The organism is Streptomyces cavernae (assembly GCF_004023625.1).
GTDB classification, from domain to species: domain Bacteria; phylum Actinomycetota; class Actinomycetes; order Streptomycetales; family Streptomycetaceae; genus Streptomyces; species Streptomyces cavernae.
On the sequence record NZ_RPDJ01000026.1, the window covers coordinates 59,700 to 74,501 of the forward strand.

The 14,802-nt window shown below is 72.6% G+C and carries 10 protein-coding genes; 3 read left to right on the top strand and 7 right to left on the bottom strand.

What is annotated here, in order from left to right:
* Positions 1-24 precede the first annotated feature (24 nt).
* Positions 25-780: a hypothetical protein gene (locus tag EF387_RS30915; protein WP_202918417.1), complete on the top strand. Its 756-nt coding sequence runs from the start codon at positions 25-27 to the stop codon at positions 778-780.
* A 114-nt stretch (positions 781-894) separates the two neighbouring features.
* On the top strand, positions 895-2,463 hold the full coding sequence (locus tag EF387_RS30920; protein WP_128379948.1) for an alpha/beta fold hydrolase: 1,569 nt from the start codon (positions 895-897) through the stop codon (positions 2,461-2,463).
* 222 nt (positions 2,464-2,685) lie between these two features.
* Here EF387_RS30920 and EF387_RS30925 read toward each other — a convergent pair whose 3' ends face one another.
* Positions 2,686-3,126, bottom strand: a complete 441-nt coding sequence (locus tag EF387_RS30925; protein ID WP_128379949.1) for a DUF6278 family protein — start codon at positions 3,124-3,126, stop codon at positions 2,686-2,688.
* A 181-nt stretch (positions 3,127-3,307) separates the two neighbouring features.
* Between EF387_RS30925 and EF387_RS30930 the strand changes: the two genes are divergently transcribed.
* The gene (locus EF387_RS30930) at positions 3,308-5,071 is read left to right on the top strand and encodes an SGNH/GDSL hydrolase family protein (protein WP_420802645.1); all 1,764 of its coding nucleotides are present in this window, start codon (positions 3,308-3,310) and stop codon (positions 5,069-5,071) included.
* Between the two features lie 130 nt (positions 5,072-5,201).
* Here EF387_RS30930 and EF387_RS30935 read toward each other — a convergent pair whose 3' ends face one another.
* From EF387_RS30935 to EF387_RS30960, 6 genes are all read right to left on the bottom strand, one after another.
* The gene (locus tag EF387_RS30935) at positions 5,202-5,981 is read right to left on the bottom strand and encodes an exodeoxyribonuclease III (RefSeq protein WP_128379950.1); all 780 of its coding nucleotides are present in this window, start codon (positions 5,979-5,981) and stop codon (positions 5,202-5,204) included.
* Between the two features lie 58 nt (positions 5,982-6,039).
* On the bottom strand, positions 6,040-6,675 hold the full coding sequence (locus tag EF387_RS30940) for an MBL fold metallo-hydrolase (RefSeq protein ID WP_128379951.1): 636 nt from the start codon (positions 6,673-6,675) through the stop codon (positions 6,040-6,042).
* 32 nt (positions 6,676-6,707) lie between these two features.
* Positions 6,708-8,006 (bottom strand): bifunctional 3-oxoadipate enol-lactonase/4-carboxymuconolactone decarboxylase PcaDC, encoded by a 1,299-nt coding sequence (gene pcaDC, locus EF387_RS30945; protein ID WP_128379952.1) that lies wholly within the window; start codon positions 8,004-8,006, stop codon positions 6,708-6,710.
* 280 nt (positions 8,007-8,286) lie between these two features.
* On the bottom strand, positions 8,287-10,572 hold the full coding sequence (locus tag EF387_RS30950; protein ID WP_420802648.1) for an SWIM zinc finger family protein: 2,286 nt from the start codon (positions 10,570-10,572) through the stop codon (positions 8,287-8,289).
* Between the two features lie 452 nt (positions 10,573-11,024).
* Entirely contained in the window at positions 11,025-14,036 is a 3,012-nt protein-coding gene (locus tag EF387_RS30955; protein WP_128380068.1) for a DEAD/DEAH box helicase, read from the bottom strand.
* Between the two features lie 96 nt (positions 14,037-14,132).
* On the bottom strand, positions 14,133-14,723 hold the full coding sequence (locus EF387_RS30960; protein WP_128379953.1) for a sugar kinase: 591 nt from the start codon (positions 14,721-14,723) through the stop codon (positions 14,133-14,135).
* Positions 14,724-14,802 lie beyond the last annotated feature (79 nt).

Below are 14,802 nucleotides of genomic sequence, written 5' to 3' on the forward strand. Positions count from 1 at the left end.
GCCGGGGCGCTAGCATGCGCGCCCATGAATGACGACGTGCGCAATATCGTCCTGGGCGTGCTGGCGGCCGGCATCAGCGCCGGGCTGGGCTGGATCGCCCGGACGTACCTGTGGAAGCGGAAGCTCCGTCGCAAGCAGGCGTTCTTCGGGCTGCCCGACAACTCGGAGTCGCTGCTGGTGGTCAACCGCGACGCCGGCAGTCCGGACCTGGCGGTACACCGCTACGACGTGTTCGCGCTCCTGGAACTCGCCGCCCTGATCAAGGACTGCAACGCGCACGCCGAGGTCATCACCCAGGACGCGGCCCGCCAGGGCTTCGGGGAGCGCACGGAGTTCTGCGTCGGCGGCCCGGGCTCGAATCGCCGTATGTGGGCCCACATGCAGGCCATGCTTCCCGGGGTCCGGGTGAACACCGACCCGGACCCCGGCCCGGACCGGCTCGCCTTCCAGATAGGCACCGAGCGCTACCGCATGGAGTCCGGTCTGACCGAGTACGTGCTGCTCGCGCGGCTCACCGCCAGCCAGCCCGGTCCAACCAGACCCGTCTTCCTCTTCTGCGGCCAGCGGGCCATCACCAACCAGGCGGCGACCCGCTATCTGGCCCGCAACCACGAGAAGCTGGCTCGCAAGCACGGCAACAACCCCTTCGTCCTACTGCTGAAGGTGGTCAACTCCCAGGCGTACGGCCCTGATGTGGTGGAGCTGGTCGCGGATGTCACCCGGGCCGCGCAGACTCCCCTGCCGGCGGTCGCCCCGCGCAGCTCCCATCGCGCCTCATAGATTTCACGCCGACTCAACGATCGTTACTGGTACGTAACTTACTGACGGGTTACCTCGGGTAGCCGGCCGAAGCTACCGTCGGGTCACTTCATTGACACGTGCGAGGAGTGACCTGTGGGACATCTGCGCACCACCGCCGTCGGAGCCGTCTCCGCGTCGTTGATCGCCGGTGCCGCCCCGGGGCTCGCCCCCGCCGTACACGCGACGCCCGCCGCCACCCCCACGGCGCCGGGCGTGAGATTCGTCGACATCCCGGGCGACGGCGGCACCGTCCTGAAGGCGAACATCGTCACGCCCGCGGACCGTTCGGGCCGCCACCCGCTGCTCGTCCTGCCCACCAGCTGGGGCCTGCCCCAGGTCCAGTACCTCGCCCAGGCCCGGAAGCTGGCCGAGGCCGGCTATGTCGTGGTCACCTACAACGTGCGCGGCTTCTGGCAGTCGGGCGGGAGCATCGAGGTGGCCGGGCCCGCGGACGTCACGGACGCCTCCCGGGTCATCGACTGGGCCCTGGCCAACACACCGTCCGACCCCCGCCGGGTGGGTATGGGCGGGGTGTCGTACGGGGCGGGCATCAGCCTGTTGACTGCCGCGCACGACAAGCGGATCAAGGCCGTCGCCTCCCTCAGCGGCTGGGCGGACCTCATCGACTCGATCTACTCCGGCCGCACTCAGCACCTGCAGTCGGCCGCGCTGCTCGGCGGCGCCGGGTACGTCACCGGCCGCCCAAGCACCGAGTTCCAGGACACGCTCAAGGCGTTCTTCGCCTCCGACCTGTCCAAGGAGGAGGAACTGATCGCCTGGGGCCGCAAGCGCTCCCCCGCGGCCTACGTCGACCGGATCAACCGCAACGGCGCGGCCGTGATGCTGGCGGGCGCCTGGGGCGACAGCATCTTCCCGCCCAACCAGTACGCCGACTTCTACGGGCGGCTGACCGGACCCAAGCGACTGGAGCTACGCCCGGGCGACCACGCCACGCCCGAGATCACCGGGCTGTTCGGACTGCCCAACGACGTCTGGACGGACACCGTCCGCTGGTTCGACCACTACCTCAGGGGCGTGGACAACGGTATCGACCGGGAACAGCCCGTTCGGCTCAAGTCCCGCTCGGGCGGCGGCCACGAGGGCTACCCGGACTGGAAGTCGGCCACCGCGGCACAGCGGAAGTTCGATCTGGCGGGGACCACCACCGTCCGGGCCAACGTCGACTCGGGCGCCGACGGCGGGGTCGTCCTCCTCTCCAGCATCCTCGACCAGCTGACCCGGCTGCCGCCCATGGCCTCCATCCCCCTGTTGCCGCGCCGGTACGCGGCCGTGTGGCAGTCCGGGAAGTACCCCACGGCACAACAGGTGCGCGGAACGGCCAAGTTGCACACCACGGTCACCGCGACGAAGAAGAGCGGCACCCTCGTCGCCTACCTCTACGACGTGGGTCCGCTCGGCGTCGGCAAGCTGGTCAGCCACGCGCCGTACACCTTCCACGGACAGACTCCCGGCGAGCCGTTCAGTGTGGACCTGGACCTGTTCTCCACGGCCTACGACGTGCCGGCGGGGCATCGCCTCGCCCTGGTGGTCGACACGGTCGACCCGCTGTACATCGAGCACAACCCGTCCGGCGCGCAGCTGACCTTCTCCTCGCCGCGGCACGACCCCTCGTACGTGTCGGTGCCGCTGCGCAAGAAGTGATCTTCGGCTGTCGCCGGGCGGGCCCGCTCAGGACCGGCGCAACCCCGCACAGTGTCGGCGAACGCCACGCGGCTCGAACCGCGGATCGGGAGGGATGCTCAGCCCCAATGCTCAGCCCCCTCACTCTCACCGCTGTGCCGTGATGGCCGCAAACTACTCACCACAGAATTGACTTAAGGGACGACACGCACTTTCCGGACATTATGCATACTGGCCATCCGTCTATCCCTCGGAGACCTCCGCGTACAACTGGGAGAGCTCCGGCACCCCGCTGGCCGCCCACTCGTGCCCCGAGGTGACCACATCGATCTCCCGCCCCGAGGTCAGCCGCACCACCGGCCGGCCACTGGGCCACACCTCCCACACCGCCCCCTCCACCGTCCGCACGATGACCGTGCCCAGATAGAGCCCTGCGTCGTTGCCCAGCCAGGGCAACACCTCCTCGTCCTCCCGCCAGCGGGGCAGGAGTTGGTCGAGCGCCTCCAACGAGGCCACGGAGTCGTCGAGTCGGATTCCCGCCCGGCTCGCCTGGGAGCGCAGCAACTCGCATTCGGAAAGGAGTTCGGCAACACCCTCGGGGTCACTGTCACCCTCGGAGTAGACCGCGACACCGCGGGCGGGGCTCCGCTTCTTGCGCCAGTTGTCCAGGAAAGGGATGTTCATACGTCCAGCCTGTCATTTCCTGCCGTGCGCCGCACCACAGGCACGCTGAACCGTACGTTCCAGGAAAGTTCGAGTTCAGTTGGCGCACGTCTCGCCGTCGCGTTCCCGTCGCGTCCTTGGTTTTTCGGAGACTGAAAGAGCTCGGTGCAGAGTTGTCAGGTCGTCAGCGAACGGGGGAACGATGATGCGCCGACGTGCGTGCGCGGCGGTGGTACTGGGCCTGCTGGCCTCGCTGTGCCTGGGCACGGCCGAGGCCGGGACCCCCGGCAGCCCCGAGCCGCTCCCCCTGGACCGGCTCTACGACAACACGGCCGTCAGCGACGACGCCCGCCCCGCCGAGGCGGACTTCGACGGCTCGGGCGCCTCGCTCTCGGCGCAGGACCTGACCGCCGCGGGCTGGACACCGGGGCGCACACTGACCGTCCAGGGCGCCCGGCTCACCTGGCCGCGCAGCTCGCCCGGGGAGCCGGACAACGTACGCGCCGACGGCCAGTCGGTTCGCGTCAGGGGCCGCGGGAACGCACTGGCCCTCCTGGTCTCCGGCACCGGCGGCTCCGCCGCGACCGGCACCGGGGTGGTCCGGTACGCCAACGGCTCCTCCTCCGTGTACCGGCTCACCGCCGCCGACTGGCGCACCGGCCCGCTCACCACCAAGGCCGTCGCACTGCCGCACATCAACACCCCCACGGGTCAACTCACCGAACAGGCCCGGCTGTACGTGGTGACCGTGCCTGTCGCACTGGGACGCGAGGTCGCCTCGGTCACGCTGCCGCGCGAGAAGGGGCTGCATGTGTTCGCGCTGTCCGTGCGCCCTGAGACCCGGGGCTGGACGGGCAGTTGGGCCGCATCGACGTCCGGACAGCCGGCCGTCGGGCCGTGGACGGACCGCACGCTGCGGCTGGTGGTGCACACCTCGGCGGGCGGACCGCGGGTGCGGATCCGGCTCGACAACACCTTCGCCTCCGCGCCGGTGCGGATCGGCAGTGCCACGGTGGCCGTGCAGTCCTCGGGGGCCACCCCGCTCGGGGCGCCGGTGCCGCTGTCGTTCCGCGGCGCGGCGGGGACCCGGATCCCTGCCGGGGCCCAGGAGTTCAGCGACCCGCTGGGCTTCGAGGTGCCGCCGGACACCAATCTGCTCGTCAGCTTCCATCTGCCCGAGACGGTGACGGCGGCGCCGGTGCACGCCCTCGCCGTGCAACGGTCCTACGTCAGCACGCCCGGCGACCACACGGCGGACGCCGGACCGGACGCGTACACCTCCACCATCGCCAACTGGCCCCTGCTGACCGGCGTGGACGTCGGCGGCGGGCCGGGTTCGGTGGTGCTCCTCGGGGACTCGATCACCGACGGCGAGAAGTCCACGCCGGGTGCCAACCGTCGCTGGCCCGACGTACTGGCCGACCGGCTGCGGAACCAGGACGCCGTACCGCGCTACGGCGTCCTCAACCACGGCATCTCGGCCAACCGCGTCGTCAGCGACCGCTATCCGGGCGACGGCGTGTCCACCGACACCGGCGGGGTGAGCGCCCTTGACCGGTTCGACCGCGATGTCCTCGCCCAGACCTCGGCCCGTACGGTGGTCGTCTTCCAGGGCGTCAACGATGTGCGCTGGGGCGCGACGGCGGAACAGGTCGTGGCGGGGTTGCGGGAGATCGCGGAGCGGGCCCGGGCGCGCGGGCTGCGGGTGCTGGCCGCGACGATCGTCCCCTGCGAGGGGGAGGCGCGCTGCACGGCGGCGGCCGACGCACAGCGCGTCGCGGTCAACTCATGGATCCGGGACAACGCGGACTTCGACGGGTTCTTCGACTTCGACGCGGTGCTGCGGGATCCCGCGCATCCCGCGCGGCTGCTACCCGCCTATGACAGCGGGGATCACCTGCATCCCGGCGAGGCGGGACTCGCCGCGCTGGCTTCGGCCGTGGATCTGCGCGCGCTGGTCCGTTGAGCCGGGGCTTCACACATCGCGCCGCCGGGGCTGCCGACCCCTGACCCCCGCATCGGCCTGAACGGCCTCGTCCTCAGACGCCGGACGGGCTGATACACCTCCGCCCGGCCCGCGGGCCGAAGCCCCCGGGTCACACCTCCAGGTCCACCACCACGGGAGCGTGGTCCGACGCACCCTTGCCCTTGCGTTCCTCGCGGTCCACGTACGCGTCCTTGACGGCCTGCCCGAACGGCGCGTTGCCGTACACCAGGTCGATCCGCATACCGCGGTTCTTGGGGAAGCAGAGCTGGCGGTAGTCCCAGTACGTGAAGGGGTGGTCGTACTTCAGGGGGCGGGGGACTATGTCCGACAGGCCGGCCTCGCGCAGGGAGGCGAGTGCGGCGCGCTCCGCGGGGGTGACGTGGGTGAGGCCCTCGAACGCGGCCACGTCGTGGACGTCGTCGTCCGTCGGCGCCACGTTGTAGTCGCCCATCACCGCGAAGGGGCGGCTGCCCCCGGCGTCACCCGCGACGGCCGCCTTCAGCGCCTCGAACCACTGGAGCTTGTAGGCGTAGTGCGGGTGGTCCACCTCGCGGCCGTTGGGCACGTAGACCGACCAGACGCGGACCGGGCCGCAGGTCGCGGAGATGGCGCGGGGCTCCACGACGCCTTCGTAGCCGGGGTCGCCGGGCAGGCCCTTGACCACGTCCTCGATGCCGACGCGGGAGATCACCGCCACGCCGTTCCACCGGCCCGTCGCGTGGACCGCCGTCTCGTAGCCCAGTTCGCGCAGTTGCTCGGACGGGAACTGCTCCTCGGTGGTCTTGGCCTCCTGCAGGCACAGCACATCCGTGCCGGTGCTCTCCAGCCAGGCCAGCAGCCTCGGCAGACGGGCGGTGATCGAGTTCACGTTCCAGGTCGCGATGCGCATGCCCCACAACCTACCGGGCGGGTCCGACAGTCCCACCCGGCCCCGTCAGCTACGCCGGTCACAGGTCGGCCGAGGCCCCCGGGGCCAGCCTCAGGTGCTCCGCTCCGCCGAGCGCGCCGATCTGATTGTCGTAGATCGGGCGGGCCAGGTCGGTCAGGAGAGCGTCGTGGATGTCGTAGGCGCGCTGCGGCTTGACCTCGCGTACGTAGTCGATGACCTCGGCGATCTTGCTCCAGGGGGCCATGACGGGCAGCATCAGGGTCTCGACGGCGTGGTCGGGGACCGTGAGCGCGTCCCCGGGGTGGAAGACCTTGCCGCCGTCGACGAGGTAGCCGACGTTCGTGATGCGCGGGATGTCGGGATGAATGACCGCGTGCAGTTCGCCGTGTACCTGGATGTCGAAGCCGGCGGCGGTGAAGGTGTCGCCGTGACCGACGGTGTGGACCCGGCCCGGGAAGGCGGCCGAGATCTTCTCCGCAACGGACTTCAGGGTCCAGATCTGTGTGGCCGGGTCGGCTTCCAGGCCCGCCCGCAGCCGCTCCTCGCTGAAGTGGTCGGCGTGCTCGTGGGTGACCAGGATGGCGTCCGCGCCGACCGCGGCGTCCTCCTCGCTGAAGGCGCCGGGGTCGATGACCAGCGTCTGTCCGTCCTTCTCCAGCCGGATGCAGGCGTGCGACTTCTTCGTGAGCTTCATGGCTCCATCCTGCCTCCCCGGTACCCTTTCGCTCATTCGCTGGGAGTCGTCTCCTCCCGGATCACCTGCTGGGCCACCTTGAAGGCGCTGTTCGCGGCGGGCACCCCGCAGTAGACGGCGGCGTGCAGCAGCACCTCCTTGATCTCGGCGGGGGTCAGGCCGTTGCGCAGCGCCGCCCGGGTATGGAAGGCCAGCTCCTCCAGATGACCGCCCGCGACCAGCGCGGTGAGCGTGACGCAGCTCCGCGAGCGCCGGTCGAGGCCGGGACGGTCCCAGATCTCGCCCCAGGCGTAGCGGGTGATGAACTCCTGGAAGTCTCCGGAGAATTCGTCCGCCGTGGCCAGTGCCCGGTCCACATGGGCGTCGCCGAGGACCTCACGGCGGACCTTGATGCCCGCGTCGTACGGGTCGGGTCTGCCCACGGCCTCGGGCTGGACGGCCGGCGCGAGTTCGCCCACCGGGGCGACCGGAACGGGCGGCGCCAGTACGGGCCTGACCATCACCGGCGGCACCGCCATCTGGCCGGTGGCGGTGTCGTAGCCGGGGGCGGGCTGCCAGGCCGTGGTGAAGTGCGTGACGAGCAGGTCCGTGACGGCGGCGGGCTGTTCCACGGGGACGAGGTGGGAGGCGCCGGGGACCACCGCGAGCCGGGCGTCCGGGATGCCGGCGACCAGGGTGCGGGCCTCGGCGGGACCGGTGACCTGGTCGTCGGAACCCACCAGGACGAGGGTGGGGACACCGACGCTGCCCAGTTCGGCACGGATGTCGAACGCGGCGAGCGCCTCGCACGCCGCGATGTAGCAGCCCGGGTCGGTGGTGCGCACCATCTGCACCGCCCACTCCGTGATCGCGGGCTGGTTGGCGGCGAACCCCTGTGTGAACCAGCGCTCGGGTGCCGTGCGCGCGATGGGGTCGAGTCCGTTCGTGCGGACGATCACCCCGCGCTGGCGGAACTCGTCGGCCGTGCCGAAACGCGGAGAGGCGGCGATCAGCACCAGCGAGGCGACGCGTTCGGGGTGGCGCAGCGCGAGTTCGGCGCCGATGGCGCCGCCGAATGCGCACCCGGCGTAGCCGAACCGCTGCACACCGAGCGCGTCCAGGGTCGCCAGCAGCCGCTCGGCGAGCTCGCTCACGGATCCCGCGGGGTGGGCGGGCGCGCCGCCATGCCCCGGCAGATCGAAGCGGAACACCCGCCACTGCTGCGCCAGTTCCGGAACCTGCCGATCCCACATGTGCCACGTGGTCCCCAGGGAGGGGGCGAGGATCAGAACGGGTGCGTCTTCCGGGCCGTCGAAGCGGTACTGAAGGGCAGGGGTATGCGTGTCACTCACCGGTCCAAGCTAACTTCCGTGACTGTGGGGGCGGACAGGGGCCCGGATTGTGCACCTGGTGTGCACCGGCCCACCACATGTCGTCGGAACGTGTGGTAGAGGGGCATACGGGCTCTCCTATGGTCACCGCCACGGGGGACGCCCGTCCCCGGAACCCTGAAAAGGACCGGAAAGGACCGCCTTCGGCTTCGCCCCGCCGGGCCTGTCGCGGGTTTCACTCCCCCGTGTGTGGCGGCGGACGGCCGTCAGGTGGACGAAGCGGTCGCCACCGGGGCCGCGGTCACCCGACCGGGTTAGGAGCCCAAGGGGTGTCGTCCGGGACGCCTATGCCGGTGAGGGCTCCGACCGGGTCGAGGTCGGGGGTGCCGCGCGGCCACCAGTCGTCCTGGTCGCGTTCCGATTCGTAGGCGTACCAGAGTCCGTCGCGGCCCAGGCGGAGCTGTATGTGGCCGGCGGGGTGGGTGAGACGGTTCCGCCAGGGGCGGAAGGCGGGGAGGTCGGCGGCGAGGAGGAGGGGGCGGGCGCGGTCGAAGCGTCCGGCCGGGGGGTCCCAGGGGTCCTCGAGCGCCGCGAGACCTTCCGCGCCGCCCTGCCGCCAGGCGGCCACCGCGCGGGCCAGGTCGGCCGGGGTGCGGCCGGTGGCGGTGGCGAGCGAGGAGTACAGGGCGCGGGTCGCGGCGGTGAGGCCGGAGCCCGGGTGGTGGGCGGCGAGGCGGACCGCGTCCTGCCAGAGGGTCAGCTCGGCCACCGGGTCGCGCTCGGCGGTGAGCAGGGCGTGGGCGCGGGCGGCCGCGTCGGTGGCGAGCTGGTCGAGTGCGAGGGGGTCGGGGCCGCCGGGTGAGGCCGGGTACGCGGGTGGGGCCTGAGGGTGCGGGGGCGGGGGCAGCGGGGCCGGGAGGGCCGGCAGGGTGCGCGGCACGAGCGCCTCGGTGGCGCGTACGCCCGGGAGGCGGTCCTCGCTCCTCCCGGCGCTCTGGGCTCGGGCGGCCCGGGTGGCGTTGCGGCGGGAGAGCGTGTCCAGGAGCTCGCGTTCGCCGCGGCCGCGCATCAGGAGCAGGACGAAGGGATCCTCGTCCAGGAGGCGGGCCGTCTGGTAGATGAGGGCGGCGGCGTGCTTGCAGGGGTGGCCCGTATCGGGGCAGTTGCACTGCGGGACGAGGTCTCCCGGGACCGGGAGGAGGTCCACGCCGCAGTCGGCGAGGGAGTGCGGCAGGTCCTTGTCGAGCAGCGCGGCGATATGGCCGGGGCGCTCGACCGCGGCGTCCAGGAAACGGTCCCAGTCCTCGTCGTCCAGCGTCCGGAGCCGCACCTGGACGCGATACGGGCGCGGCCTGCTCCCGTGCACGTACGCCAGGACGAGTCCCGGCGTAACGGTGATCGCGTCCACGGCGCCCTGCTCGGCGTACTTCCGGCCGCGACCGAGCCGCGCGGCGTCGAGCGCGGCCGCTTCCAGTGCGGTGATCCACGCCTTGCCCCACCAGGTGGAGCCCGCTCCCCCCTCGGGATGTGCCGGGAGCCGGGGGAAGGTACGCCGGAGCTCACCGGGCGGCGCGGCGGAACGGGTGCCGCGCGTCGAGGTCGTGCGGGGCCCGGGCCGCTGGGACGGCTTCGTGGTGGCCGCGGCGGGGTCCGGCCCACGGGGGTTTGTCGTACGGGTCCGGGCACGGTGAGCCGGACCGTGAGGACGGGCGGGAGGCGGAGTGGTGCTGCGGCGCACGGTGGCCAGCAGTTCCCGGAGAGCCTTGGCCCGGTCGCCCGCGTCCCCGGAACCGGAGCGCTGCGTTTCCTCCGCGTCGGTCCCTAGGGTCTGTGTCGGAAGTGGCGTCGTTCGTCCGAAGGGCGGCCCGGGCGGCGTCATGGGGGTCCCCCCGCTCGAGCGCAGCCGAGAGTGGGGGAGCGTGCTCTCGGCGTGCCGGGCGGAAGTCCTCGTACTGGATGTACTTGGGCTTTCGCCCGGTGCGCCGAGTGGGGGTGCCCCCTGCTCGGAGAGCTTGGGGGAGCCTGCCGGGCGTCGGCCGGCAGGCGCCACTTCCGACACAGGCCCTCGTAGGACGTGCTCGGCGTCGGCCCCTTGTACGTGCTCGGCGTCGTCCCCTCGTACGTGCTCGGCGTCGGCGTTCGGTGCGACGGCCCCGGTGTCGGTCCCGCGAGGGGCGACCCCGGTCTCGGTCCCGCGTGCGGCGGCCCCGGTGTCGGTCCCGCGTGCGGCGGCCCCGGTGTCGGTCCCGCGAGGGGCGGGCTCGGCGTCGGTCCCGCGTGCGGCGACCCCGGTGTCGGTCCCGCGTGCGGCGGCCCCGGTGTCGGTCCCGCGTGCGGCGGCCCCGGTGTCGGTTCCGCGGGGGGCAGGCTCGGAACGCGGGGCGGTACGACGTGCCTCGCGCAGGGCCTCACGTGCCACGTCACCCGGCCGTGCCACGGAGCCCGGCCGTGCGGTGCGGCCCGGCCGCGACCGGAGCGTGGGGTGGTCCGGCTCGCCGGGCACGCCCCGCCCGGCGAGTTCCGACCGCGGCCCCGGTTCGGGCCGGTTCCCGCCCCGCCTCGCGGCACGCAGAGCACGGCGGGCCACGTCGGCGGGCCGGGGAGCGGGGGACGCCTCGGGTTTGGCCTGCGGTTCGGACTGGGCCGTCGGTCCGGCTCCGGCCTGCGGTTCGAGTTCAGCCTGCGGTTCGAGTTCGGCGTGCCGTTGGGGCCCGGCCTGCATTTCGGGCCCTGCCTCCGTTTCGGGCCCAGCGTGCCCTTCGGGTCCGTCCTGCCGTTCGACCTCAGCCCGCCGTTCAGGCTCGGCCTTCGGTTCGGGCTCGGCCTGCGGTTCGAGTTCGGCGTGCCGTTGGGGGCCGGCCTGCCGTTCAGGCTCGTCCTGCCAAGCGGGCCCTGCCTCCGTTTCGGGCCCGGCCAGCGATTCGGGCCCGGCCTGCGGTCCAGGTTTGGCCTGCCGTTCGGGCCCGGGGAGCGCGGTGGGGTTCGCGGGGGCGGGGGCGCGGTCTTCGGTGGGGTGGGCCGCACCGTCCTCGGGGCGCGTCATGTCGGCCTCCTCAGCGAGACCAGGTCCGCCAGCTCACGGTCGGTCAGGTCGGTGAGCGCGGACTCGGGGCCGGACGGGGTCAGGACCGCGTCGGCCAGCGCGCGCTTCGCGTGCAGCATCTCCGCGATGCGGTCCTCCACCGTGCCCTCGGTGATCAGGCGGTGCACCTGCACCGGCTGGGTCTGGCCGATGCGGTAGGCACGGTCCGTGGCCTGTTCCTCCACCGCCGGGTTCCACCAGCGGTCGAAGTGGATGACGTGGCCGGCGCGGGTCAGGTTGAGGCCGGTGCCCGCGGCTTTCAGCGACAGCAGGAAGACCGGCGTCTCACCGGACTGGAAGCGGTCCACCATCCGTTCCCGGTCGGCGACCGGGGTTCCGCCGTGGAGCAGTTCCACCGGAACGGCGCGGGCCCCCAGGTGGGCGGTGATCAGCCGGGCCATGCCCACGTACTGCGTGAAGACCAGCGCCGAGCGGTCCTCGGCGAGCAGCGTGTCCAACAGCTCGTCCAGCAGGGCCAGTTTGCCGGAGCGCCCGGCCAGCCTCGCCGCCCGCGCGTCCTCCTTCAGATACAGCGCCGGGTGGTTGCAGATCTGCTTGAGCGAGGTGAGGAGCTTCAGGACCAGTCCGCGCCGGACCATGCCCTCCGCCGCCTCGATCACCGTCATGGACTCGCGCACCACCGCCTCGTAGAGCGCGGCCTGTTCTCGGGTGAGCGGCACCGGATGGTCCGTCTCGGTCTTGGGCGGCAGCTCCGGCACGATCCCCGGGTCGGACTTCCTGCGACGGAGCAGGAACGGGCGGACCAGCCGGGCGAGGCGCGCTGCCGCCTCCTCGTCCTCGCCGTTCTCCACGGCTCGTGCGTGCCGTGCGCGGAAGGACTTCAGCGGGCCGAGCAGCCCCGGTGTCGTCCAGTCGAGCAGGGCCCACAGTTCGGAGAGGTTGTTCTCCACCGGGGTGCCGGTGAGGGCCACGCGCGCGGGTGCCGGGATCGTGCGCAGTGCCTTCGCCGTGGCGGAGTACGGGTTCTTGACGTGCTGTGCCTCGTCCGCGATCACCATGCCCCACGGCTGCTGGCCGAGCCGTGGGGCCGCCGAGCGCATGGTGCCGTAGGTGGTGAGGACGAAACCGCCGGTCAGGTCCTCCAGGTCGCGGTCCGGGCCGTGGTAGCGGCGGACGGGTACGTCCGGCGCGAACCGGGTGATCTCCCGCTGCCAGTTGCCGAGCAGCGACGCCGGGCAGACCACCAGCGTCGGCTCCGGGCGGGCCCGGCGCAAATGCAGTGCGATGACCGTGACCGTCTTGCCGAGGCCCATGTCGTCGGCGAGGCAGCCGCCGAGGCCGAGGGAGGTCATGAGGTCCAGCCAGGCCAGGCCGCGGAGTTGGTAGTCCCGCAGCCGGGCCCGTAGTCCGGCCGGTGGCTCGACGGGCCGTACCCCCGCCGTCAGCCGGTCACGCAGCGCGGCCAGCGCGCCGACCGGCACCGCCTCCACCGTCTCCCCGTCGATCTCCGCGGTGCCGGTGAGCGCCACCGCCAGCGCGTCCACCGGGTCGAGCAGGCCCAACTCGCGTTTGCGGGCCTTGCGGACGAGGGCCGGATCGACAAGCACCCAGCGGTCCCGCAACCGGACCACCGGGCGGTGCGCCTCGGCCAGGGCGTCCATCTCCGCCTCGGTGAGCGGATCCCCGCCGAGCGCCAACTGCCAGCGGAACCGAAGCAGTTCCTCGCCCTCGAAGAAACCGGTGCCGTCCGTGGCCGAGCCGGGCGCGGGGCGCACCACGGCCGCCGCGCTGAGGTCCTGGGCGAGGTCGCGCGGCCAGTGCACGGCGACCCCGGCCGCTCCCAGCCGGCCGGCGGCCACCCCGAGCAGATCGGACAACTCCTGCTCGGACAGCGCGAGTACGTTCGGCACCTCCTGCTCGGCGAGCCGGTCGAGGGGCGGCCAGACGCGGGCCGCGCGGCGTACGGCGAGGGCGGCGTCGACCCGAGCGCGGGGACCGAGGTCGGCCTCGCCCGACCAGAGCGACGCCGCGTCCGCGACCAGGGTGGGGTCGGCGAGGCTGTGCACCTGGACGACGGCGGCCCCCGCCCGGCGCGTCCGCTCGCCGTCACCCGCTCCGCCTGCGTCACCGGACTCGTCGACGCCCTCGAAGAGGTCGTACGCGGAGAGGTCCAGCCGGAGCGAGATCCGTACCCCCGCGTCCATCCCGGCGGCGACCTCGGCCGCCCAGTCCTGGGCGTCGGGAAGCCGGGTGCCCGCGCCGGCCGCGAAGGGCCGTCCGCAGGCGTGGGGGGCGGCCGGGGTACGGGGCAGGCTGTCCGCCACCGCGTCCAGGAAGGCGCGTACCAGGGCCTCCGGCTCGGGCAGTCGGAGCGGGCCCTTGCCGGGCAGCGGTACGGCATGGCCCTCGTAGGGCAGCGCGGCGGCGATCGCCCTGAGGTGGGCGATGTCCTCGGCGTCGAGCGGGCCCGCGCGCCAGGCGTCGTATCCCTCGCCGGTCAGTCCGGGCAGCAGGCGTCCACGTGCGACGAGCCGCAGCGCGTGCAGCGCGGCGGCGCCCCAGCAGGCGGTGGCGGGGTGGGCGGCCGGGTGCCGCCGGGCACGAACGAGCAGGGGCAGGGCCTCGGTGACACCGAGCAGCACAGCGCCGGCCGAGCCCCGCCGCACGCTCGCGCCGTGACGTCGTACGACTGTCAGCTCGGTCCGGTCGGCCAGCTGGGTCCAGTCGGTCAGCTCGGTTCGGTCGGTCAGCTCGGTTCGGCCGGCCCGGTCGGTCCGCGGGAACCCCTCGGCCCGGTCAGTCCGACCGGTTCCTACCGTTCGCCCGCTCCGGTCGCCCTCGTCCGGCGCCGGCGCTCCCCCAGCCGGGTCCCAGAAGGCGATCCGCCCGTTCCGGGGCAGCGCGGCGGGCAGGAAGACGGCCGCCGACCGGACGAGCCGGTCCCCGTCCGCGTCAGAGTCGGCGCCCGCGCCCGCGGACGGTCGTACCGATGTGGCCTGTGTGGGCATACGTCCTGTCACCTCCCGCCCTCCTCGTCGAGTCAGCTGTCTACGACTGTAGAGGCCGGGTCTGACAATCGGCTCCGGCGCGTGGTGCGGGGAACGTCAGGGGACCGCGCGGGAGACCACGTAGACCATGGGGTGCTTCCGGTTCGACCCGTTGACCAGCACGTCCTGGGTGGGCTGGGGGTTCTTCTGCTTGTGGACCAGGCCCCACCAGGGACCGGGGCCGGTGAAGTCCCAGCCGGTGATCCGCTGGTCCCGCTCACTGATCGCGATCTTGTCCCTCTCCAGGGCGGCCCGGCTGGTGCCGATCCCCTTGAGGAACTTGTCGAGGCCCTTCTGGGAGGTGAGGAACTGGGCGTAGAGGCGGCTGGTCCGCCAGTTGTTCGTCTCGTAGTAGGCGACCTGCTCGGAGTAACCGGGAATCGGCACCTGGTAGAGCCGGCGCTGCACCTTGGAGGGCCAGCCCGCGGTGAGGCCGGTCGCCGAGTACTTCTTCTCCTTGTCCTTGCCGCTGTCACGGCTCTGGTTGGCGGAGATCACCAGATAGCCGGCCGGGACGCCGATCAGCAGCACGATGATGAGCAGGGTGAGCGCCCGCCTGCGGATCATGTGCCCGCGGCCCTCGGCGGTCCCCGTCTCTCCCGTCGAGACCGGCTTTCGCGGTACGGCGGGCTGGTCGGCAGCCGACATCACACCGCCCCCTCGAAGAACTGGAAGGTGAAGAAGACATGGACGACCGAGACATGGAGGCCCCGTGCGGGGCGGGCCG

What these genes read in the sequence shown, in the direction of transcription:
- EF387_RS30915 (WP_202918417.1), top strand. Translation starts at nt 25, where the DNA reads ATGAATGACGACGTGCGCAATATCGTCCTGGGCGTGCTGGCGGCCGGC.
- EF387_RS30925 (WP_128379949.1), bottom strand. Translation starts at nt 3,126, where the DNA reads ATGAACATCCCTTTCCTGGACAACTGGCGCAAGAAGCGGAGCCCCGCC.
- EF387_RS30930 (WP_420802645.1), top strand. Translation starts at nt 3,308, where the DNA reads ATGATGCGCCGACGTGCGTGCGCGGCGGTGGTACTGGGCCTGCTGGCC.
- EF387_RS30935 (WP_128379950.1), bottom strand. Translation starts at nt 5,981, where the DNA reads ATGCGCATCGCGACCTGGAACGTGAACTCGATCACCGCCCGTCTGCCG.
- EF387_RS30940 (WP_128379951.1), bottom strand. Translation starts at nt 6,675, where the DNA reads ATGAAGCTCACGAAGAAGTCGCACGCCTGCATCCGGCTGGAGAAGGAC.
- EF387_RS30955 (WP_128380068.1), bottom strand. Translation starts at nt 14,036, where the DNA reads ATGCCCACACAGGCCACATCGGTACGACCGTCCGCGGGCGCGGGCGCC.
- EF387_RS30960 (WP_128379953.1), bottom strand. Translation starts at nt 14,723, where the DNA reads ATGTCGGCTGCCGACCAGCCCGCCGTACCGCGAAAGCCGGTCTCGACG.